The organism is Leptolyngbya sp. 'hensonii' (assembly GCF_001939115.1).
In the GTDB taxonomy this organism is placed as follows: domain Bacteria; phylum Cyanobacteriota; class Cyanobacteriia.
Genome location: NZ_MQTZ01000041.1, coordinates 375,628 through 399,106, shown reverse-complemented (window position 1 = coordinate 399,106; position 23,479 = coordinate 375,628). Strand labels below are relative to the sequence as shown.

The window sequence follows — 23,479 nt, the reverse complement described above, 5'->3', positions numbered from 1 at the left end:
TCTCACCTTGAATTTTCGTTACATCAATAAACTTTGTTCCAGTAGAGAAACATCTGATTTACTTCCGTTATGACCAACTTGCCGAATTGGAATTTGAATCACAAACTCAGTTCCTTTTCCCGGTTGCGAAAAGCACTCCAGCTTACCTTGATGTTTTTTAGTGATGATTTGATAACTGATCGACAGGCCCAAGCCCGTTCCTTTGCCGATCGGTTTCGTGGTAAAAAATGGGTTAAAAAGCTGTTGACAAACCTTTTCAGGCATCCCTAAGCCATTGTCTGCAATGGCAATTTTCACCCACTCCTGTTCCACAGCGGTGCGAATGGTGATCTGTCCAGAGCCATGCTGACACCCTAGTTTCAATCCCTGGGCATGGGCCTCTTCGATCGCATCAAGGGCATTGACCAGAATATTCATAAACACCTGATTCAGATGTCCGGGATAGCAGGCTACCAGGGGTAAGGGATGATAGTCTCTGATAATTTCAATTCGGGGATGATCGGGTCGATCTTTCAAGCGATGTTGCAAAATCAATAGGGTACTTTCAATGCCCTCATGCAGATCTACAGCTTTAAATTCGGCCTCATCAATGCGGGAGAAGTTGCGTAAGGATAAAACAATCTGGCGAATTCGATCACTCCCTATATGCATGGACTTCAGGATTTTGATCGAATCTTCTTGCAAAAACTCCAGATCGATCGCCGCTGCCTGCTGTTGAATCTCAAGCACTGGATTGGGATAGTGCGTTTGATACAATTGCACATGCTGTAACAGGCTTTGCATATAGTCCTGGATATAGTTGAGATTGCCATGAATGAAGTTAATCGGATTATTGATTTCATGGGCTATTCCGGCCACCATTTGTCCCAGACTGGACATCTTTTCGTTTTGCACCACTTGCATCTGAGACTGCTGGAGCTGTTCCAGGGTGGCCATCAACTCTGTGGTTCGCTGTTCCAGGGCTTGATTCAGATGACGCAACTTCAAATGGGTTTTAACTCGGGCTAAGACCTCTTCTTCCTGAAATGGTTTTGTAATATAGTCTACAGCCCCCAGCTCAAATCCTCGGACCTTATCTGCAGCCTCGGACAGAGCAGTCATAAAAATGACTGGAATATTTCGGGTGGTTTCTGCAGCTTTCAGGTGACGGCAGGCTTCAAAGCCATCCATCTTAGGCATCATGACATCCAGTAAAATCAGACTGGGAGAGACATGCTGCACTTTTTTGAGCGCCATATCCCCATCTGTTGCAATTGCAACCTCAAAACCAGCCTCTGCCAGCACCTCAGAGATAACGGACAGGTTTGCCGGGGTATCGTCAACCACCAGAATCAAATCAGACGTGATCACGGCTTTCTCCCTTTCCCCAGTAATGACGGATTTGATCCTGCAGCAACTGTTCTATTCTCCCAATCTGAAATTCCTGAGCTAATTTCAGAATCTGTTGTACAAACGGAGTATAGCTGCTATTAGATTGCTCAATCCGTTTCACTGCTTCAGTCAATTTTTTCAATCGCCCCTGTTCAGCCAGACTGAGCAATTGCACCAACTCTTCAAACGGGAGAGCAATGACACCTGAATCATCCGCATCAGATAGGACAGAGTTATTTTCTAAGCAGGTTGCAGGACCAGGTAAATTTTCTTCATATTGCCATACAACTTTCAGGTGCTTCTCTATCATCTGAAACAGTTCCTCAGCTTGCACTGGTTTAGACAAAAAATCATCCCCACCTGCATCCAAACTTTGTTGTTGTTCTAGCTCAGAAACGGATGCTGAAGAAACAATCACAGGAATATCTCTGAAAGCATCTGAATTCTGTAATTGTTGCAAAAGGGTATACCCATCCATCACAGGCATCAGTAAGTCCGTAATGATTAGGTTGGGTTGCTCCTGAGTAACTTGGGTCAGAGCTGTAGCACCGTTTTCAGCCTCAATTACCCTGAAGCCGAGGGGGTCAAGCAGGTGGACTAGGACCGATCGATTTTCCCATTTATCGTCCACAACGAGGATTGTTTTCTGGGCTCCCCCATGCCCAATCATCCGTTTCCCAGCCCGGATCATTGCCAATTGCTGCCATTCTGTTGAAATGGGTAACGTCACCTCAAAGGCAAAGGTACTTCCCTGGCCTAACTGGCTCTGAACCTGGATTTGACTTCCCATCAGGTTGACAATTCTCTGACTGATGGCCAGCCCCAGGCCAGTTCCTTCCGCCTGACGGCGCGTCTCTCCAACCTGCTCAAACGGCAGAAAGATGTTGGCGATCGCGGCTGTTCCGATGCCAACGCCAGTATCGATAATCTGGAAACAGAGGCTTACGGCTGGTGCCATGGCAGGGGAATGGGGCTCAGTTCCCTCCCAGAGGTCCGATTCATCCACTGCAACGGCTGGGGGAGCATCTGGGGGATGCAACACTGTAACTTTAAAGGTGACGCTGCCCTGGTCTGTAAATTTGACCGCATTGCCCAGAAGGTTAATCAAAACCTGGCGCAGCCGCTTTTCATCCGCCTCGACCCCTTCCGGTAACGCCGGATCGGGCAGATAGATAAAGTCAATTCCCTTTTGCTCACTCCGAATCCGAATGATTTCAACAATACCTTGCAAGAAGGCAGAAAAACAGAACGGAGAGGGGTTTAGCTCCAGCTTGCGGGCTTCAATTTTGGAGAGATCGAGAACATCATTAATCAGGGTCAGGAGATGGGTGCCGCATTGATGAATGATAGTAATTCCCTGTCGTTCCTTGTCTCCCCAGCTTTGGGAGCGATGCAGAATTTGGGCATACCCCAAAATGCCATTAAGAGGTGTACGGAGTTCATGGCTCATGTTAGCCAGAAACTCGCTTTTGGCCTGGTTGGCGGCATCAGCGGCTTCCTTGGCGGCATCGGCAGCAATTTTAGACTGCCGGAGTTGGGCCTGCTCAAACCGCTGGACTCGCCAGAGCACGCCGATCAGGGTGCCCGCCAGACCGACGACAATCAGGGCCAGAACATCCAGAGAACGGAGCTGGGATTCAATATTCTCCCGAGGGATAACCAGCGCGATCGACCAGCCTGCTTCTCCCAAAGGCAAATAGGCGACATACTTTTGAGTGCCCTCGATCGACATCAGTTGAATGCCCTGTTCCCGATTCACCATCCGTTGTGCGATCGTTGCTAAGCCGGGAACCTCCGATTTCAGCAAGCTGGGAGCAGGCTTTTCAGCGGTGGACATGAGGGCCAGGTTGGGATGCACGATGGCTTCCCCGGCTGAGTTGAGGGCAAAGGCATAACTGTTATTGCCATAGTGCAACTGGCTCAAGACCTGATTGATGTAGTCAATGTTGACGTTGTTGTGGACTTCCCCAATGGGAGATTTCGTTTTGGAGTTGCCCCAAACCGGTGCCGCCACTGCGATTGCGGGCAGTCCCGTTGCCCGACTGATAAAGGGATCGCTGACATTGGTGCGTCCGGCCATGGCCAGTTGGAAGTACTTGCGATCCTTGACCTGTTTCGGTGACCCTTCAGGGCTATACCGCAGACCATCGGGTCGCCCCAGAAACAGGATCGAGATGTCCTGATGCCGTTTCACCTCCGTTTTGAAATAGGGTTCCACCAGGGACCAATCCATGGAACGAACCGTCGGTGTGCTGGCCAGCATGTCCATACGGGTTTTGAGACTGGCTAACCAGGCATCAATCTGATTAGTACCCTGCTGAACCTGGGCAAAAGCAGTTTGTTTGAGCCGATCGAGAAATAGATTCCTGACCCCCTGGTAACTGTAATAAGCCCCCACTCCTACAAGTAAGGTGGTACCACCCAAAATCAGGCGAATTAAAACGTTTCGAGGCAGGACCGGCTGCTGGGGCATGTCCAGTTGTTCCGCCTGCCGGGGAATCTTTAAACAATTTTTTAAAGGAATCGACGTTAATAATGATTGAGTTGGGGTTTGCATAAAATTTGCTAAAGCAGGACCTTGGATTAGCACTGATGCTTTTAGACTAAGCAGTAAAAATGAAGAAATTGTGTACTTTCCATGGGGGAGTGTGTGGTTGACGATTGACTACAATGGCTCTAACTCATCTCTAAACAGACCCTGGGTAAGTAGGTCGGCACAATTAAATTAAGGATGAGAGTCGGGGTGAAGGGGGCGTGCCCCCAGACCCCCCTTCTTATAATTAATCTCACCCGATTACTTATCAGGACAGCACGATCGGGGAATGAACGCAGAATAGCCATCGCATGAGGGAGACGGTAACCATGGATTGGGAAAAAGGTCGTCGGAGTACGAATGTTGAAGATCGTCGGGGCATGCGGGTATCAGCTCCATTGGTTGGGGGGGGCATTGGAACTGTGCTGTTGGCTCTCCTGGTGGCTGTGCTGGGGGGTGACCCCACCATCATTCTGAACCAGGCAAATCCGTCCAGGACTGCTCCCACCCAGGGAGAGCCCCGATCGGGGGCATCCCGATCCTCCAGTAATGACCAGATGGCTGACTTTGTTTCTGTTGTTCTGGCCGACACGGAAGACACCTGGCGCGATATTTTTCGCCAGAATGGCCAAACTTACGTCGAACCCAAACTGGTGCTCTACAGCGATGCGGTCAAATCGGCCTGCGGCTTTGCCCGATCGACAGTTGGCCCCTTCTATTGTCCAGCGGATCAGAAAGTCTACATTGACCTCAGTTTTTATCGCGATTTACAAGAGAAATTTCAGGCCCCAGGAGACTTCGCCCAGGCCTATGTGGTGGCCCATGAAATTGGCCACCACGTTCAGAATCTGCTGGGCATCTCGGATCAGGTGACGGTGCTGCAACGGCGGACCAATCCAGAGGAGGCCAATCAGTTATCGGTGCGGTTGGAGCTACAGGCCGATTGTTTTGCGGGGGTCTGGGGCAACCATGCCAACCGATCGCGGCAGATTCTGCAAAAAGGGGATATTGAGGAAGCCCTGCGGGCTGCCAGCAGCATTGGGGACGATCGGCTACAGCGGCAGGCCCAGGGATACGTGGTGCCTGAATCCTTCACCCACGGTAGCTCTGCCCAGCGCGTGCGCTGGTTTAAGCGGGGGTTGGAGACGGGTGATCCAAAGCAATGTAATACTTTCGCAGCCAAGAATTTGTGATTATGAGGATGAGCAAAACTTTCTGGATGGGTGTACTGGTGGTGACAGTTTCTCTGGGGAGCAGTCTACCAGTGCAGGCCCGATCGGCCATGCTGTTTGCCCCTGACCCCAGTTCCCGGATTAATGTGCGATCCGGGCCGTCAATCGAGGATGAGGTGATTTCCACCGGCTTGATGGGCGATCGGGTGGAAACCCTGCGGGAGATCGAGGGTAAGGATGGGTACGTCTGGTACTATGTCCGCTTCAACAGCTCCGGGCTGGAAGGCTGGGTGCGGGAAGATCGGCTCACGTTTTCCCTGACCGCTCCACCTCGCCAGGGCACGGTGTCATCGATCGCCCTGGCAGCTTGTCAGCAAGAAGCTGAACGGGTCTTTGGTCCATCCGTAGTCTTGGATGTGGTAGAGGTGCGGCTCGATCGCAGTGCCATCCGCACAGTGATTCTGCGCTCCCGCAGCCGGGGGCTCTCTGGCCTCTGCCGGGTCTTCAGCGACGGCACGATCGTCGCCTTTGAACAGCAGAGAGAAAATCGCCTGCCTGCGAATCAGACCCAAACCCTGGCTACTTTTCAGACAGCCCGTTATAGTGTGCGGATTTGGCAGACGGCAGGCCTCCACTACATGAACCTGTACGACAAAAAAGTGGGTCGGATGGTCGTCAATAATGCCCGAGTTTCTACAGTCGTGATCGGAGAAATAACCACCTATCAGACCACCGCCGGAAACCGAACCTATACTATCCGGGTCAAACAGTCTGGGCAGCCGACCCTCGAAGTAGGGCAGACTGGTCAACCGATCGTTCAGGAGGTGGCTCCTTAGAAGTCGCCGACAATAGCCGGAACGCAGCGCTCACAGAGCAGGGGATGATCGGCGGATTGGCCCACCTGGGTGGAATAGTTCCAGCAGCGATCGCACTTCTCGCCAGAGGCGTTCACCACCCCCACACTAACCAGCTCCGATTCAGCCCGGTAGGGGAGATCCTGCAACACCTCTGGCGACTCCAGCACCTCCACCTGGGAGACAATCAACAGGTAGCGCAGTTCATCCACCCGATTGCCTCTCAGGCTATCCTCTGGATTCATGGCTTGGAGCGTCTGGCGCAGGGACTGATCCGGCACATACAGCAACACCTTCGCTTCCAGGGGAGCCCCGATCGCCTTGTCTGCCCTGGCCCGCTCCAGCACTTTGTTTACCTCCGATCGCAATTGCCGCAGGGTGGACCAGGTTTCTGCCAGAGCAGGATTCTGCCATTGTTTTTCCAGTTTCACCCAGCCGGACTCAAACACCGATGGGTACAGGGTGGGATAGGGCAGAAATTGCCAGATATCCTCAGCCATATGGGAGAGGACAGGGGCGATCGATCGGGCCAGATTTTCTACGGCCAGGTGCAGCACTGTCTGACAACTGCGGCGACGGGGGGTATCCGCCGCACTGATGTAGAGCCGGTCCTTGGCAATATCCAGGTAGAAATTGGATAAATCGACAACACAAAAATTCTGCACCGTCTGGAAAAAGCGGAAAAACTGGAAACTCTCAAAAGCATCCGTCACTTCGGTGAACACTTCACCCATCCGGTGCAGCATGTAATGGTCCAGGTTGGACATCTGGTCATAGGGAACCGCATCCCGCTCCGGCACAAAGTCATGCAAATTCCCCAACAGAAAGCGGGCCGTATTGCGGATTTTGCGGTAAACATCGGCCAGTTGCTTGATAATGGTCTTCCCGATCAACACATCCGCCGAATAATCCACCGAAGACACCCAGAGGCGCAGCACATCTGCCCCATAGGGAGGATCCTCCTTCTGGTTTTTGCCCCCATTGATGATCATCATCGGGTCCACCACATTGCCCAGGGATTTACTCATCTTGCGGCCCTGCTCATCCAGGGCAAAGCCGTGGGTCAAGACCATCTTGTAGGGGGCACAGCCATTGGCCGCCACACTGGTCAACAGGCTGGACTGAAACCAGCCCCGGTGCTGGTCCGATCCCTCCAGGTAGATATCCGCCGGATATTGTAAAGGAGCCCGATCGTCCGGTTCGGCCTGTAAAACGGCAGCCCAGGAAGAACCGGAGTCGAACCAGACATCCATCGTGTCCGTACCCCGGCGGTAGGTACGCCCATTGTGGCGGTAAGGCTCTGGTAGCAAGTCTTCCAGAGGCAGTTCCCACCAGGTGTCCGAGCCTTTCTCGGCAAACAGGGCCTGGACATGGGCGATCGTCGCTTCATTCAGCAGGGGTTCCCCCGTCTCCTCGTCGTAGAACACGGGAATGGGAACGCCCCAATTCCGCTGGCGGGAAATACACCAGTCCGATCGTTCTGCCACCATAGGGGTGATCCGGTTCTCGCCCTGGGCCGGAACCCAGCGAACCGAGGCGATCGCTTGCAGGGCTTCCTCCCGAAACCCGGCCACCGAGGCGAACCACTGTTCTGTGGCCCGATAGATTGTCGGTTTTTTGGTCCGCCAGTCGTAGGGATACTTGTGCGGATAGGGTTCTTCCTTCAGCAGAGCTCCGGCTTCAGCCAGAGCATTAATCACCGCTCGATTCCCTTCTCCCAGAACATTCAGCCCAGCAAAAGGCCCCGCCTCTTCTGTAAAGTTGCCATCCCCATCCACCGGGGAAAGAATCGGCAACCCATAGTGCTGACCCACCAGGTAGTCATCTTGACCATGACCGGGAGCGGTGTGGACCAGCCCCGTACCAGAGTCAGTGGTGATCCAGTCCCCACCAAGGACGATCGGACTCTGGCGATCGTAGAGGGGATGGCGATAGGTGGAGTGCTCCAGCACCTTCCCCATCACCGTCGCTTCCACGGTCAGATCCTCCCCCAGGAGAGTTGCCAGCCGCTCCACCAGATCCTTGGCCACCAGCAGGTATTCCGGTTCGCCCTCCAGATCCCTAGCCCGCCGCACGATCGCGTACACCAGTTCCGGATTCACGCTCACCGCCAGGTTGGCCGGAATCGTCCAGGGGGTGGTGGTCCAGATGGCTACCTTCAGGGTTGGCAAATAGGGGTCGAGGGGCAGGCGAATGGCTGGAGCCAGGGTGGTCATGGGGAAGGCCACGTAGATACTGGCCGAGACGTGCCCCTCCGGATACTCCAGCTCAGCTTCCGCCAGGGCTGTTTTGGAACTGGGGCTCCAGTGGACCGGCTTCAAACCCCGGTAGATGTGACCCTTCAGGACCATCTGCCCAAAGACCCCAATCTGGGCGGCCTCATAGCTGGGCTTCAGGGTCAGGTAAGGGTGATCCCAATCTCCCCAAATCCCAAATCGCTTAAAGCTCTCTCGCTGAGTCTCTACGGTTTTGAGGGCAAAATCTCTGGCTTTGTGGCGCAGTTGCAGGGGAGAGAGCCGCTGCCGTTCCTCCTGTTTCATGTCCTTCAGAACCTGGAGTTCGATCGGCAGCCCGTGACAATCCCATCCGGGGACATAACGAACCTTGCGGCCCTGGAGCAGTTGGTACTTATTGATAATGTCCTTCAGGGTTTTGTTCAGTGCATGCCCCATGTGCAGCGCCCCGTTGGCATAGGGCGGCCCGTCATGCAGGATAAACACATCACCTGGATTGTTCTGCGACAGGTGCTCATAAATCTTCTGATCTGCCCAGAAGGATTGCAATTCCGGTTCCCGCTTGACAGCGTTAGCACGCATGTCAAAGTCAGTTTTGGGCAGGTTGACGGTATCTTTGTAGGCTCCAGCTTCTGTCACAGTCAATCGAGTCTCAGGGGCTAAGGGTTGTTTGAATCATTATCGGTGAGCAGAGGCATTGCACGCAACGCCTCTTCCATTGGCTTCGGGCTGTGCCTGCTGGCCAAGATATGTCACGATCTGAAAGCAAAGCCTGGTTAATTTTGTCAATGCCCCTGGCGTCCTTCCTCTCTTCTTCTCTGCAGCGCCTGCTTCGACCTAAATCCCTGGCCATTTTCGAAGCCTGCCTGATTGGTCTCATCTCAGCTTTGGCTGCTGTGTTACTCAAGCAGTCGATCGCCTGGTTGGAAAACTGGCAGGGATCGATCAGTGGGCCTCTCCCCATCTGGTTGGCTCTACCCCTGATGGGGATCCTGGGTGGGCTGCTGAGTGGCATCTTGATTGAGCGGCTAGCCCCGGAAGCTTCCGGAAGCGGTATTCCCCAGGTGAAGGCAGCCCTGGCCTACGTTCCCATTGCCTTAGATCTGCGGGTGGCCCTGGTGAAATTGGTGAGCACGACTCTGGCCCTGGGCTCTGGCTTATCCTTGGGCCGACAAGGGCCAACTGTACAGATCGGAGCCGCTCTGGCCGCCCAATCCAGTCGCTGGATCGCCCCTTCTCCTACTTACCAGCGACAACTCGTTGCCGCCGGGGCCGCCGCCGGATTAGCAGCAGGGTTCAATGCCCCGATCGCAGGCGTGCTGTTTGTGATTGAAGAGTTACTTCAGGATCTCTCGGATCTGACTCTGGGAACCGCCATTCTGGCTGCATTTGTCGGTGGTGTGGTGTCCCGCTTACTGGGAGGACGGGGGCTTATTCCCGAACTCAATGGCATTGATACCAGTTTTTCTCTTCAGGAGATCCCTTTCCTCCTGATTCTGGGGGCGATCGCGGGGGTTCTGGGGGGTCTTTTTTGCCAGGGCATTCTGGCCAGTCTTGCCTTCTACCGCAACTGGTTCCGCCCCTGGGCCCTGTCCTGGCGCATGGCTCTGGCCGGAGGGGTGACTGGAATTGTGCTGGCCCTGCTCCCCCCGATTCTGCGGAGTAGCACGGAGTCCCAGGATTTCCTGGTCGTCGGCAACACGACCTGGCAGATGGTCGCGATCGCCTTCTTAGCCCGTTGTTTTCTGATCCTGGTTGCCTACGGTTCGGGGGCACCGGGAGGGCTTTTTGCCCCCTCCCTGCTCCTGGGATCAGCCCTGGGAGGCTTGATGGAAATAGCCGTCCAGGGCTTCCAGCACATCAGTGGTGCCCACTTCTTCATCAGCTCCCCTACAATCTACGCCCTGACTGGGATGGGGGCATTTTTTAGTGCCGTCACCCGGGGACCCATCACCGCGATCGTGATCGTGTTTGAAATGACCGCCGATTTCAACGTGGTGCTGCCGCTGATGATTGGTTCTGTCGCCTCCTATCTGGTGGCAGAGCGCCTTTTTCAAGGATCCATCTACAAACATCTCTTAGAGTTACGGGGCATTCATCTGGAGCAAAAAGCCCCTGCCGATCAACGCTGGCAAACCCTGACCGCAGCCGATATTATGCAGCGCCGGGTTGAAACCTTAAGCAGTCAGATGACGATCGAGGAGGCCAGACAAGCCTTTGCCCGCTCCCATCACCGGGGCTTTCCAGTGGTGGAGGCAGGCAAACTGGTCGGTATCCTGTCCCAATCTGATCTGGGGAAAGCAGTGCAGCGCCAGATGGCAGGCCATCTTCCCCTCAGCCTGATCATGTCACACCGGCTGGTCACGGTCGGCCCAACAGATTCCCTGGCCCATGTTCTGTATCTTCTGAACCACTATCAGGTTAGTCGCCTGCCCGTCACCGAAGGGCGCAAGCTCATTGGCATTATCACCCGAGCCGATATTATCCGGGCGGAATCAGATCAGGTGAGTGGTGAAACCAATCCCCTGGGTCCTAAGCCAGAACCCTCCTACGTGGTCTACCAGACTCAAGCTCCAGCAACGGGACAGGGCCGCTTACTGGTGCCCCTGAGTAATCCTGAAACAGCAGATGCATTGCTCCGACTCGCTGCCACGATCGCCAAACAGCGTCATTATGAATTGGAGTGCCTGCAGGTGGTGCTGGTGCCCCGCCACAAGGCCCCCTCAGAAACACCAGTCGATATCACCGCCAGTCGTTATTTGATGGATCATGCCGTGCAACAAGGACAGACCTGGAAAATTCCAGTTCATACCCAGGTGCGGGTGGCCCATGATGTGGCCCAGGCCGTGTTAGAAACGATTAAGGAGCGACATATCGATTTGCTGCTTATGGGCTGGAAAGGGAGCACAACGACACCCGGACGGATTTTTGGCAATGCGGTCGATACGGCAATTCGGCAGGCAGCCTGCGATGTCATCCTGGTCAAGCTGAGCGATCGACTGAAGCTCCATCTCCCTGCCGGAGAACTGCTCACCCGCGAATCCGCCTATGATGCGCTGCTCCGCCTCGTGACCCTGAATCGCTGGTTGGTTCCAACTGCCGGAGGACCCAATGCCCAGTATGCCATCACCCTGATGCCCGCTCTGACCTCCCTGAGTCGGAAGGCCGAAGTCCGTCTCTGTCAGGTCTTTCCACCATCTGAGACAGCTTACGATATTTCCACGCTGGAGACCAATGCTCAGTTTCTCCGCCAACAACTCGCCAGTCCCGTAATTACCATTCCACTTTGTGCGAAATCCGTCTCCGATGCTGTGATTGACATGGCGCAGAAAGACCAGTGTGATGTCATCGTCCTGGGAGCCAGCCGGGAAGGCTTGCTCCAGCAAGTCATTCAGGGCAATATTCCTGAGGCGATCTCCCATCACTGTGACTGTACTGTGATTCTGGTGCGAAAAGCCTTAGCCTGAGAGCCCGTCAGCCTGGGTGAGGAACACAATTTGCTCAAAGCCATAGTCATAAATCAGGTGATTGAGACCCATAATCAGCGTGGCGTACTCTGCCGGAATTTGTCGAATCAGATGCCGGACTGCCTGCTCATCACAAAACATGGCCATTTGCTCCAGAGAGGCAATCCATTCCCTGGGCATCACTTGCAGGGATTCTGGCGTCAGGGTAACGGATGGCTGCGATCGGGGAGATGAGGGTGCGATCGACCGATCCTCGGCATAGACATACTGTAAGTTCAGATAATCTGCCATCTTGCTGAACAGCACCGCTTCCCGCACGGGCTTACTGACAAAATCATCACAACCAGCAGCCAGAGACGCTTTGAGATCATCCATAGATGCCTGAGCCGTTAGGGCAATGATAATCGTTTTGGCGCAGCCCAAAGAGAGGGAATCTGAAGCAGAGGTTGTCCCGGTGCCCCAGTCCAATGTCCGTTGTCTTTCCAGTTCCCGAATCTGCCGAGTCACGTCACAGCCCCCCAGATCAGGGATGCGTAGATCCATCCAGATCAGATGAGGCTGCCATTCCTGCCACAAACTCAGCGCTGTTTTGCCATCCGCCGCCTGCCGGACTTTCAGGCCAATTTGCGACAACAACTTAACCAGGAATTGGCGATTTTGTCGTTGATCATCCACGATCAGAATGCGGCAGGCGGGTTGCCCTGGCGCTAAACCCGTGACCCGACGATCGGGCATTTTGGCAGGAACATCCTGCGGCTCGGCCAAACGAACCGGAATCTGAAACCGGAATCGACTGCCTTCTCCCACCAGGCTATCGACCTCCAGTTCCCCTCCCATCAGGCGAACAAACCTGCGGCTGATGGTTAATCCGAGGCCAGTTCCCTCCATTGCAGCTCGCCCTACCTGGGCCTGGGCAAAAGCATTAAAGATCGTGGTGATTTCTTCTGGAGCAATACCAGGCCCGGTGTCTTCCACTTCAAAGCAGAGCATCACTGGTTCTTTGCCATGGGTCACTGCTTCTGGATTCAGTTCCGAGGGATGGACAGATGGTGCATGACCCGTGGTGACCCGTAACGTCACCCTTCCTTGCTGGGTAAATTTAATTGCATTCCCCAATAGATTAATCAAGATCTGGCGCAGTTTATTGGCATCAGTTGCAACGAATTGAGGCAGATCCGGCTCAATTTCCAGGCTGAATTGCAGCCCTTTATACTCTGCCCGCTTGTAAAACATTTCCTGGAGCAGACTCAGCCAATCCATCAATTCAAATGTGATTTCATTCAGGGTAATCTGACCCGCTTCAATCTTAGACAGATCCAGGATGTCATTAATCAAGTTCAGCAGGTGATCGCCACTCCGATGAATCGTTTGCAGATTTTCTTGCTGATCCGGATTCAGGGTTACATCCCGACTCATCAGTTGGGCAAACCCCAAAATCACATTGAGAGGTGTTCGTAATTCATGGCTCATATTAGCCAGAAAAATGCTTTTCGCCTCATTCGCTGCTTCTGCTGCTTCTTTAGCCTGTTGGAGTTCCTGCTCCGTTTGCTTGCGCTCCGTAATATCAAGGGCTGCACCAAATAACCGGAAAACCTGTCCCTGGGGATCTCGGCTCACTTCTCCCCGCCCTTCGTGATACCGGATGGAACCATCCGGAAGAATCGCCCGATAGTCGATCGTATAGGCCAGTCCCTTTGTCATTGCTCGCTGGACCAGTTCCTGTAGCAGAGGTCGATCGTCAGGATGGATCAACTGCAAATATTCTGCATAGGAGGGTTCTGGCTGGGTCGGATCAAGGCCAAACATGCGATAGAGTTCTTGCGACCAGGAGATCTTTTGCGTTTGCAGATCAAAATCCCAGTTGCCGATGTGGGCTACCCGTTGCGCCTCCAGCAGGGCTGCTTCACTCTGGCGCAGTTGTTCTTCCACCTGTTTACGATCGGTGATATCGCGCACGATCGCCAGCACTTCCTGATCCCCACAAACTACAATCCGGACTTCTTCAGTCCGGAGCCGTTGCTCGACCCAGAGTTGATGTTCATAGACCTGGAGTTCCCCAGTTTTCAGAGCTTGCTGGATGTATTTCATTCGCAGTTCCGCCAACTCCTGGGGTAAGCCACCCTGATAGATCCCTGAACCGACCAGGTTGCTATCTCCAAATACCTTAAAAGCCTTAGTCGGAAAAAAGTCGAGGTAGATCCCCTCGCCAGTCATCCGCATGATCAGATCGGGCAGGGCATCGATCAGGGCTCGGTGTTTACGTTCACTCTGCCGGAGGGCTTCTTCGGCCTGTTTTCGCTCCGTAATATCCATGATGTAGCCAATCACCTGCACCACCCGCCCTTCTACCTGAATGGCCTGGGCGGTTGTTCGCACCCAGAGATGGCGACCGGCAGCGGTAATAAAAGGCAGCTCCAGATCGTAAGCTTTTCCTTGCATCATCGCCTGAGCCAGGGCCTGCCGAATCACCGCACGGGCTTCCGGCGCATAAAAGTTGACAAAAAAATCTGGATCAGAGATCGAACTTTGGTCCAAGTCAAGCGGCAAGTCATGAATCCGGTAAACTTCTTCGGTCCACGATCGTTCCCCTGTTTCCAGATTGATGGACCAACCGCCAATTTTGCTCAGCCGCTGATAGGCATTCAGCAGGGTTTCACTTTTTGCCAGAGCCAGTTCCGCCTGCTTGCGATCGGTGATGTCTCGAATGATGAACAGGCAATCATCTGCCCCACAGGTGACGACACGCACTTCTTCATACTGCACTCGATTCCGAATCACCTGTTGTTGCTCATAGATTTGAATCTGCCCTGTTGCAAAAGCCTCCTGAATCGCCTTTACTTGCCGTTCTGCCTGTGCAGGGCTTAAAAATTCGGCAATATGCCGACCAACCGGATTACTCTCCTCCGGGATCAGATCAATCATATGATTGGTGCGAATGTAGCCCTGATAGAGTCCCTCCCGATTAATCCGCACCATTAAATCGGGGACTGCCGCCAAAATGGCCTGGTTTTGTTCTTCCCGCTGCCGGATGGCGTCTGTGGCCATCTTTTGAGAGGTCTGGTTGACTTTGCGGATCGATCGGGCCAGTTGATAAGCTAGAACGCTATTGAGGGCGATCGTCAACCCGGACACCCCCAACCCCCACCAGACTGTTTTCGCCTCCAGACCCAGCTCACCCCCACCAGACTGTCGCCCATTCTGGTAAGAGAGATATCCCATGACTCCGATAGCACCGATGAGCTGTGGCGTAAAAAAAAGCACCAGCACCCAAGGGAGAGGAATTTTCTGGAAAAGGTGATTCATCACATGAGCCAGAAAGTAAGATTAATCGGAGCATGTCACTTAATCTGTATTCCCAAACAATGGGTACACAATTGCATAATTTCTTCAAAGTTAAAGTTATTCATTAAGTCTCCCAGGGCGTGAGCGAGATCAACATGGGCGGTTGGAATCTGAGCAATTAACTGGGAAACCTGCCGCTTACTGCATCCACTAGACGCTCTATAGAGTTGATTAATCCACGAATCGGGCATAACTCTCAAGGATTCAGAATTCAGAACCAGCGGTTGTATGGCATCAGTCCGATTCACCTCAATGCCAGACTTTTCTGCGTAAAGGTAACGAACGCCCAAATGTTCAGCGATTTTGGCCAGAAGGACATCTTCCTGAAAAGGCTTTCGAATAATATCATCGCAGCCTGCAGCCATAACTGCAGCACAGTCTTCCTCAAAAGCACTCCCAGTAACCGCAATCACGATCGTATCCTTCCCTTTGGCAGTTGCTTTAATCCGCTTGGTAGCCTCATACCCATCCATCACCGGCATTTGAATGTCCATCAAAATCAGGTGAGGGTCATGCTGCTCCCAGGCCACAATTCCTTCCAGCCCATTTCGGGCCTCATACACTTCAAAGCCAAGGGGAAGCAACAGTTCCATCAGAAGCTTCTGATTCTCCCAGCGGTTTTCCACCACCAAAAGCCGATAGGGTGGCTGATCAGGAGCCAACCGCAAAACTCGATCCGGTGATGAGAGGGCCGACGGTTCTCTGGCCCCGGCTAAGTGAGCCTGGATAGTGAATCGGAAGCAACTGCCTTCTCCAAGGGTACTCTCAACCTCGATCTTTCCCCCCATCAGGTGGATGAACTTATGACTGATAGCCAGCCCTAACCCTGTTCCCTCATGGATCTGTTGCCCCAAACGAGTTTGTTCAAAGGGTCTGAACAACCGCTGCATATCTTCCCGCGCAATACCAGAGCCCGTATCTCTCACTTCAAAGGTAAGGGTCACCGGGCTACCCTGGGTCCTCTGTTTTAGATCGGATTCAGAACGATTGACCCATGACACCTGCAGCGCGACCGTACCTGCCTGCGTAAACTTAATCCCATTAGACAAGAGATTGAGCAATACCTGCCGCAGTTTCACCTCATCAGTGACAATGTATTGAGGAACATCGGCGGCTCGATCGAAAATGAAGTTCAGTTGCTTTGCCGTTGCCCTAGGCCGGAGCAAATCTTCTAGCATGTTCAGCAAATAATAGAGGTCAAAGTCTGTTTGATTGAGCTTGATTCTGCCTGCCTCGATCTTTGACATTTCCAGTACATCATTAATGAGTTCCAGTAAGTGCTGTCCACTGCGGTTAATAATACTGAGATGCTCCTGATGTTGTTGCAACAGCCCGTGATCCCGGCTCATCACCTGTGTAAATCCCAGGATGGCATTCAGCGGGGTCCGAAGTTCGTGGCTCATATTGGCCAGAAACTCACTCTTAGCCCGACTAGCCGCTTCCGCTGCATCTCTGGCCTGCTCCAGTTCTAGGGATTGTTTGCGAACTTGGGCAAATAACTGAGCTTGATGGAGGGCAATCCCGAGCTGGTGACTGACGTGGGTGACCAGATTGACCTCATTGGTTTTCCACTGTCGGGGTCCAGAGTTCTGGTAAACGGCCAGTAACCCCCACAGCACTTCTGACTTAAAGATGGGGACGATCGTGTAAGCCTGGATTCTAAGATGCTGCGCCACATCCACAGCACAGTTGGTAAATTCAGCCTGATGGGTATCTTCGACAACAAAACTCATTGGGGGGGAGCTGAGGTCGGGTTGCATCTGTTGTGAGCCACTGTTCATCTGGAAGACCTGTTCAAATTGACCAGCCAGGCAACTTCTAACACTGGGGTTCAAGATGGGATCACAGTACTGAGCCTCCAGGACAGAGCACCAGCTCTCTCCGATCGCTTCTGCGACAAATTCCCCGGTCCAATCAGAATTGAAACGGTAAATGGCCACCCGATCGCATTTCAAAAGTTGTCGCAGTTCCTCGGTTGTTGCAGTAAAAATCTGCTCAAGATCCAAAGTCTGGCGCATTCGCTCCACCACGCGCAGGGTTGCCCGCTCCCGTTCTGCGCTCTCCAACAGGGCATCTTCGAATAGTTTACGTTCCAGTTCAGCACCAGCTCGGGCGGCAAAAATCCTGAAGATCAGTTCTGTTGTCTGATCTTTAACCATGGGCTTGGTGTCTAGAACCTTTAAGTGCCCCAGAATTTCTCCCGTCGAGTCCATTAACGGGATGCCCAGATAGCTTTCGACCCCCAATTCAACCAGATGCTCATAATTGGGAAACTGGGTCTGGATATGATCGGAGTAAAAGATGACATCTCCCGTTAGAACCTGTTCACAGGGAGTGCCCACCAGGTCATAGTCAAAGTCCTGACCAAAATCCTCCCCTTGCCAGAAGGCCAGGGTCCGCACCCGGGTTTTAGCCGCATCCACAAACCGGGTCACCAAAGCATAACGAACTTCCAGAACCTGAGCCAGATAGCGCACCAGGCAGCGGAAAAATTCAGTCCCGGTCTTGGCAGCAGTCCCTTCCACAATCAATCGCAGAGCCGCCATCTGGCGATTGCTTTCAGTGATATCTTCCCCAATACAAACGATATGGGTAGTCTGCTCCTGTTCTGAAACCAGGGGCACCTTAATCATGCGTTGATGAATGGCTCGTTCCCGAGGCTTGGCAAACACATCCTCAATAAAGATCGGGACGCCCCCGGCAATCACCGCCCGATCTTCCCGTTCATATCGCTGAGCCGATTCTAGATCCAGCCAGTTATAGCTGTTGTAGCCGATCGCCTGTTCCCGAGAAATGCCATACATGTCTTCCGCTGCCCGATTCCAAAGCACATAGCGAAAATCATCCCTGACATCTTTCACAAATAGCGCCAAGGGAATATTTTCCACAATGCTGTTGAGAAACTGGCGGGACTGGGAGAGGGCCTTTTCAGCCTGACACCGCTCCTGATGCAGGGAAATAGCCCAAGCTGCGGCCACCAGAAGACTGGTTTCTGACCCATCCCAAAGTCGGGCCTCCACACAATTGTCGAACCCGATAAAGCCCCAAAACTCACCGTTCACAATCAGCGGCAGGACCAGGAGTGACAAAATATTCTGGGGCTCTAAAATCAGCCGCTCCGACTCGGGAAAGTCCGCCACCAAGCCACTAATCTTCTGTCCCTTGCCCAGAATTTCTGCCCAGCGCGGGAAAAACCGATCGTAGGCAAGATTTTGCATCACGGGATTATGGATTTCGGGATGAATTCCCTCTGCACACCACTCAGCTTGCTGGCTCATGTGCAGGTTGCCCGCACTATCCCGATGATTCTTAAACAAATAAACCCGGGAAGCCTCTGATGCCTGCCCCAACAAGGTCAGAATGTCCCGGTAGGATTGGGTAATATTGTGATAAGCCAATAAGTGACGCTGGATCTCTACCAGAGCCGCCAGATATCTCTCCCGTTTTGCCAGTGCCTCCTCTGCCCGTTTGCGCTCGGTGATGTCCTCAGAAATCCCCAGCAAGTATTGAGGGCTCCCCAGGCTATTCAGAATCGGTAGTTTCTTCGTATGCAGAATTCTGACTCCCTGATGCCGGGTTTGAATCGGTTCTTCCGCAACATCACAGAGCTTTTTGGTAGCCAAAACATCCCGATCTTTGGCAACAAAAAAATCCGCCTCCTCCGGCGGGAAAAAGTCGTAGTCATTCTTACCCATTAAGGTATCGCGGCTGTAACCCAGAAGTTCTTCACCGGCTTTATTGAAGCGCACAAACCGTAGATCAGCCGCGTCTTTCACAAAGATCATGTCTGGAATATTATCGATGATCGAATCCAGAAATAACTGGGCCTGTCGGATGGCCTCTTCTTGCTGTTTGCGATCGCTGATATCCGTATGAGAACCCAAAAAGCGAATTGGCTTTCCCTGTTCATCCCAGAGCACCTGCCCCCGATCAAGGACCCATTTATAGCTGCCGTCCTTACAGCGCAGGCGATATTCCTCCATAAAGTAGGGGGTTTTCCGATCCAGGTGCGCCCGATCGGCCTGCATGACCCAGGCCACATCATCCGGATGGATGCGCGTGATCCACTCCTGATGGGCACTGGTAATCTCTTGTTCCTCATATCCCAGCATTTCCTTCCAGCGGGTGGAATAAAAGACTTCTCCCGTCTGGAAATTGACATCATAAATTCCATCTTTACTGGCCTGGATCGCCAGTTGCCAGCGTTCTTCACTTTTCCTTAAATTTTCTTCTGCCTCTTGCCGCTTGATCTCAGCCTGCCGGGCACTGATAAATTTGCCCATGCTCTGGGCCATCAGCTCAATAATCTCTCTTTCATGGCCTTCAAAGCCCTGTTCACGAACCTGAGTTGAGAAAAAACAGAGGGTGCCATAAATGTTTCCATCGACCCAGATTGGCGTCCCAATGTAAGATTCCAGCTTCAAGCTGACATAAAGGGGATGGCAGCTCATTTCCGGGTGTTGAGCAATATGGTGGAAAGAGAGGGTGCGCCCCTGCTCCACCACCTTGCCACAGTAGGCATCAGCAAGTTGGATTTTGAGCCCAGGAACTAAGGACTCTAACTCAGACTGCAGAGCCAGGAAGGAATAGGTTTGCCCCTCCACCTGACCAATGGCCCCAGCCGAGAACTGAAGTACATGACAGCCTGTCTGCAAATAGTCTGCAAACAACGATTCCAAGGTATTGAAATCTGCCATGTTAATTCGGTGGAGCTGCTGCAAACTAGCACTGAACTCCGCCAGGGCAGTAGATTTTTTCAAGAGTTCAGCTTCAGCCGTTTTCCGGGGGGTAATATCCCGATACTGCCACAGATGCCCCTGGTAATGCTGATGTTCAAAAATGGGAATGTAATCCCGTTCAACGTAACGGCCATCGGCCAGACGGATTTCCTCCGCTACGATGGGTTGTCTCTGCTCCAGAACCTGATCAATCCGTTGTACAAACTGGTTGGGTTCAAGGAATAAATACTTGTACTGTTGCGCGACATCGGAACAGTCTGTCCCCAGGAGGGCCTGGGGTGGAACGGGAATCCCAAATAAGGTGCAAAAGTCCTGGTTCACCAGGGCAATCCGGCGGGTCTCATCTTCTACCAAAACCGCTGCCTGCAGATTTCCGATCAATGTGGCCAGGCGGGATGAGGTTTTGTGGAGGCTTTCCTCTGCCTTTTGACGGTCACGCAGCGCCCGATCGCGAACCTGAATTCCCTGAATCAGTTGCTGATTTTGCTCGATCAACTGGCGTTGCAATCGTTGAATCCGAAGCTGGTTTTCAATGCGAATCACCACTTCCTGGGCTTGAAAGGGTTTGGTAATGTAATCTACTCCTCCCACTGAAAAGGCTTTTAACTTATCTAACGGCTCATCCATGGCACTGATAAAAATGACCGGGATCTCCTGGGTCAGAGCATCCGCTTTCAGTCGCTGGCACAATTCATAGCCATCCAGACCCGGCATCATAATATCCAGCAAAATCAGATCAGGTTGCTTCGCCTGAATCGAATTGAGGGCAAACTCCCCACCAGGTGCAAACCGCACTTTATATCCCCGACTGGAGAGCATTTTAGACAGGAGCTTTAAATTGGTGGGGTTATCATCAACCACCAGAATATTTTCCTGTGATCGTAGGGTTTGCGTCTGGCTCATCCTCTCCCCTCCACCTGTTGCATTAAGGCCAATAGCTGATCATATTGAAACTGGTTAGCCAGCTGGGTTAATTGCTGAGCCAGACCTGAATGTTGTTCCTCAATCTGCTGAATCAGATCCAGGATGGTCTCTAAATCCCCTTCCAGGATTGCCTGCCGAAAATTGACCTGCCATTCAGCCAGCATTGATACGGAACTTGGAAAATCAAAAGCCTCAAGACCTGCTGAATGGATATCCTGCTCCAGCGTCTGATGTTTGAGAGCACCCTCTGCCAAAATTAAGGACTGCGTTACATTGCCCAATTGAACGGGAATTTCAAAGTAAAATCGGCTCCCTCGATTCACTTCACTGCCAACCCTGATCTCTCCCCCCAGGCAACGCACAAACTGACGACTGATGGCCAGCCCCAACCCCGTCCCCTCTTGAGAAAACTTACCTACTGTCGCCTGGGTAAAGGGTTCAAACAGACGATCGCAATCCTCTAATGAAATTCCTGGACCCGTATCTTCTACCGCAAAGGAAATGGTTAATTGGTCATTGGCCATTTGTTCTTGGTCATGGGTCGTTTGATCTGGATTGGGTTCAAACCTATTAACAAATGACGAATGACTATTGACGGGGGACAGATGACCTATAACAGATACCCGCAGAATCACCCACCCTTGCTGAGTAAATTTAATGCCATTACTGAGTAGATTGATCAAAACCTGCCTGAGCTTCAGTTCATCCGTATAAATCAGGTCTGGAAGACTGGGTGCGTAGTCAATCACCAGGTTAATTTTTTTATTGCTAGCCTTGAAACTAAACAGTCCCTGCAGATCCCATAACAATTGGTGCAGACTAAACACACAGGCATTGAAGGTAATTCGCCCTGCCTCAATCTTGGACATGTCCAGCACGTAGTTGATCAGTTCCAGCAGATGTTCCCCACTACGCTTGATGATTGTAAGATATTCCTTTTGGAGGGCGGGGCTAACCTGGGGAATCGCCATCAGATCGCAGAAGCCAAGAATAGCGGTGAGCGGTGTTCGCAGTTCATGACTCATGTGGGCCAAAAAAGCTCCTTTAGCACGGCTGGCCGCCTCGGCAGCTTCTTTAGCCTGTTGTAACTCCCGCTCGGTTTGCTTCAGCGCTGTAATATCCAACCCCGTACCAAAAAGTTTGGCTACCTTTTGCTGCGCATTCAGAACCACTTTACCCCGTCCTTCCAGGTGTCGAATTGAGCCATCTGGTCGCACAATCCGGTATTCCAGACGAACACTGGTTCTGGAAGCATAGATTTGCCGAATGGCCCGATGGAAGAGCGATCGATCCTCCGGAAGGATGCGACGGAGAAATTCAAGATAGGTCGGTTCTGGCTGGTCGGGGTCTAGGCCAAAAATGTGGAAGAGCTCCTGGGACCAGCTCATCTTTCCCTTGATCACATCAAACTCCCAACTACCAATATGGGCAACCCGTTGAGCTGCCACCAGGTGAGCTTCGCTCCGTCGTAACGCCCGTTCCGTTTTCTGGAGATCCCGATAGGCCAGGGTACTTTTACGCACCTCCTGCTCCAGTCGCTGGGTGCGCCGCTTTACTTTCTGCTCTAAGGATCGGGAGTAGTCCGCCAGTTGCGCATGGGACTGCCGAATCTCCTGACTCATCTGGTTAAATGAACAGGCCAGAGCCTCCAGCTCTTGCAGCCCGCTGATGGCAACTTTTTGATCATAGTCCCCGCTGGCAATCTTCTGACTGGCGGTAATCAACTGAACGATCCGGGTTGTAATCCATTGGGCTGTTTTTAAGCTCATCAAGAAAGCCACCAGGGACGCCAGCAGACAAAGCAGAATAGTGGTGCGGGTGCTGGCATGAATTTGTTCCATGAAGTTTGCTTCTGGAAGCATGACAACGATCAACCAGTTCAGCCCGAAGGAATCCCGCCATGGCGTCACCTGGACGAACTGCCGCGCCCCTTCTGCTGTTCTGAACTCCCATTGCTGACTGCTCCGGATCTGCCTCAAATCGGCAAATTTTTCGGTCAGGGATAGTGCCGTTGCCTGGATCAGCGGATCACTACTTTTTACCGCCCTGAGTCGCCTGGCCTGTCGATCGACCAGCACAAAGGGCCGATCGATTTCAGAACTGGCCACGAGTAGGCCATCCCGTTCCAGGATCAGGATTTTCCCCGACTGACCCACATCCAAACCATTCAAAAATTCACTGATCTGGGACAAAATTAAATCCACCCCAATGACCCCAATCAGGGTATGGTTCTTCCCGTAAACCGGATAGCTGGCTGAAAGAGAAAGTACTTCCGGTTTATCTTCCCACTGGTAAATCTTGCTCCAGACGGGACGCCTAACCTCCACAGCATCGGCATACCAGGCTTCCTGACGAGGATCGTAGTCCTTGACAGCCTGCCGCTGGACCCGATCGCCCTGGGAATTTGTCTGATAGACATATAACTTGCCCCTGGTAGCCCGCTGGGAGACTTCGTTGATCAGGAGTTCCCCCTTATCCGTTCGTTCTACCCCAATAAATTCACCGGTGGTTGTGGCAAAGTTGTTGTACCCCACCTGAAAGATCTGCATCTGTTTCCAGAAGTATTGACCTGTTTTCTGAAAATCATCCAGATTAAGCAGCCCCATTTCAGCCGCAGCCAGGTTGATCTGATTGATCTGGTGAGGGGTAGCTAGATAGGTATCCAGATGCTTTTGAACCCGATTGCTGATTTCATTCCGGAGCTGAATGGTGACATCATCAACCGCCTTCTGCCCATTGCGGAGAGATAAATATCCGGTCAGCCCCACAGCGATCGAGATCTGAAACACAAACGGAACAACCAGTGCAACCCTTAATGGCAGACTGGGCGTTTTGCCAGGAGA

The 23,479-nt window shown here is 52.6% G+C and carries 9 protein-coding genes; 3 read left to right on the top strand and 6 right to left on the bottom strand.

The annotated features are described in order from the left end of the window. Positions 1 to 18: 18 nt before the first annotated feature. Both BST81_RS13580 and BST81_RS13575 read right to left on the bottom strand, forming a co-directional pair. The gene (locus BST81_RS13580) at positions 19 to 1,350 is read right to left on the bottom strand and encodes a response regulator (RefSeq protein WP_075599012.1); all 1,332 of its coding nucleotides are present in this window, start codon (positions 1,348 to 1,350) and stop codon (positions 19 to 21) included. Further along, positions 1,337 to 3,844 carry a hybrid sensor histidine kinase/response regulator gene (locus BST81_RS13575; protein WP_216351320.1) on the bottom strand — a complete coding sequence of 836 codons (2,508 nt, stop codon included), beginning with the start codon at positions 3,842 to 3,844 and terminating at the stop codon, positions 1,337 to 1,339. The genes BST81_RS13580 and BST81_RS13575 overlap by 14 nt, the downstream gene beginning before the upstream one ends. A 389-nt stretch (positions 3,845 to 4,233) precedes the next feature. Here BST81_RS13575 and BST81_RS13570 point away from each other — a divergent pair, with 389 nt between their 5' ends. Together BST81_RS13570 and BST81_RS13565 are read left to right on the top strand one after the other, a co-directional pair. Further along, positions 4,234 to 5,097 (top strand): neutral zinc metallopeptidase, encoded by an 864-nt coding sequence (locus BST81_RS13570; RefSeq protein WP_075599011.1) that lies wholly within the window; start codon positions 4,234 to 4,236, stop codon positions 5,095 to 5,097. Positions 5,098 to 5,105: 8 nt separating this feature from the next. Next, positions 5,106 to 5,912 carry an SH3 domain-containing protein gene (locus tag BST81_RS13565; protein ID WP_075599010.1) on the top strand — a complete coding sequence of 269 codons (807 nt, stop codon included), beginning with the start codon at positions 5,106 to 5,108 and terminating at the stop codon, positions 5,910 to 5,912. On the opposite strand, the gene ileS is transcribed toward BST81_RS13565, so the two are convergent. Next, on the bottom strand, positions 5,909 to 8,803 hold the full coding sequence (gene ileS / locus BST81_RS13560) for an isoleucine--tRNA ligase (RefSeq protein ID WP_075599009.1): 2,895 nt from the start codon (positions 8,801 to 8,803) through the stop codon (positions 5,909 to 5,911). The genes BST81_RS13565 and ileS overlap by 4 nt on opposite strands. Positions 8,804 to 8,913: 110 nt before the next feature. Here ileS and BST81_RS13555 point away from each other — a divergent pair, with 110 nt between their 5' ends. Further along, positions 8,914 to 11,631 (top strand): chloride channel protein, encoded by a 2,718-nt coding sequence (locus tag BST81_RS13555; RefSeq protein WP_253188276.1) that lies wholly within the window; start codon positions 8,914 to 8,916, stop codon positions 11,629 to 11,631. On the opposite strand, the gene BST81_RS13550 is transcribed toward BST81_RS13555, so the two are convergent. The 3 genes from BST81_RS13550 to BST81_RS13540 all read right to left on the bottom strand — a co-directional run bounded on the left by BST81_RS13550 (position 11,623) and on the right by BST81_RS13540 (position 23,425). Further along, on the bottom strand, positions 11,623 to 14,850 hold the full coding sequence (locus BST81_RS13550) for a PAS domain-containing protein (RefSeq protein WP_171974756.1): 3,228 nt from the start codon (positions 14,848 to 14,850) through the stop codon (positions 11,623 to 11,625). The genes BST81_RS13555 and BST81_RS13550 overlap by 9 nt on opposite strands. Positions 14,851 to 14,969: 119 nt before the next feature. Then, positions 14,970 to 20,615 (bottom strand): response regulator, encoded by a 5,646-nt coding sequence (locus tag BST81_RS28475; protein WP_075599007.1) that lies wholly within the window; start codon positions 20,613 to 20,615, stop codon positions 14,970 to 14,972. Further along, positions 20,612 to 23,425: a HAMP domain-containing histidine kinase gene (locus tag BST81_RS13540; RefSeq protein WP_075599006.1), complete on the bottom strand. Its 2,814-nt coding sequence runs from the start codon at positions 23,423 to 23,425 to the stop codon at positions 20,612 to 20,614. The genes BST81_RS28475 and BST81_RS13540 overlap by 4 nt, the downstream gene beginning before the upstream one ends. Positions 23,426 to 23,479 lie beyond the last annotated feature (54 nt).

Coding starts and splice junctions, on each gene's coding strand:
- BST81_RS13575 (WP_216351320.1), bottom strand. CDS start 3,844: ATGCCCCAGCAGCCGGTCCTGCCTCGAAACGTTTTAATTCGCCTGATT.
- BST81_RS13570 (WP_075599011.1), top strand. CDS start 4,234: ATGGATTGGGAAAAAGGTCGTCGGAGTACGAATGTTGAAGATCGTCGG.
- BST81_RS13565 (WP_075599010.1), top strand. CDS start 5,106: ATGAGCAAAACTTTCTGGATGGGTGTACTGGTGGTGACAGTTTCTCTG.
- BST81_RS13555 (WP_253188276.1), top strand. CDS start 8,914: ATGTCACGATCTGAAAGCAAAGCCTGGTTAATTTTGTCAATGCCCCTG.
- BST81_RS13550 (WP_171974756.1), bottom strand. CDS start 14,850: ATGGGATATCTCTCTTACCAGAATGGGCGACAGTCTGGTGGGGGTGAG.
- BST81_RS28475 (WP_075599007.1), bottom strand. CDS start 20,615: ATGAGCCAGACGCAAACCCTACGATCACAGGAAAATATTCTGGTGGTT.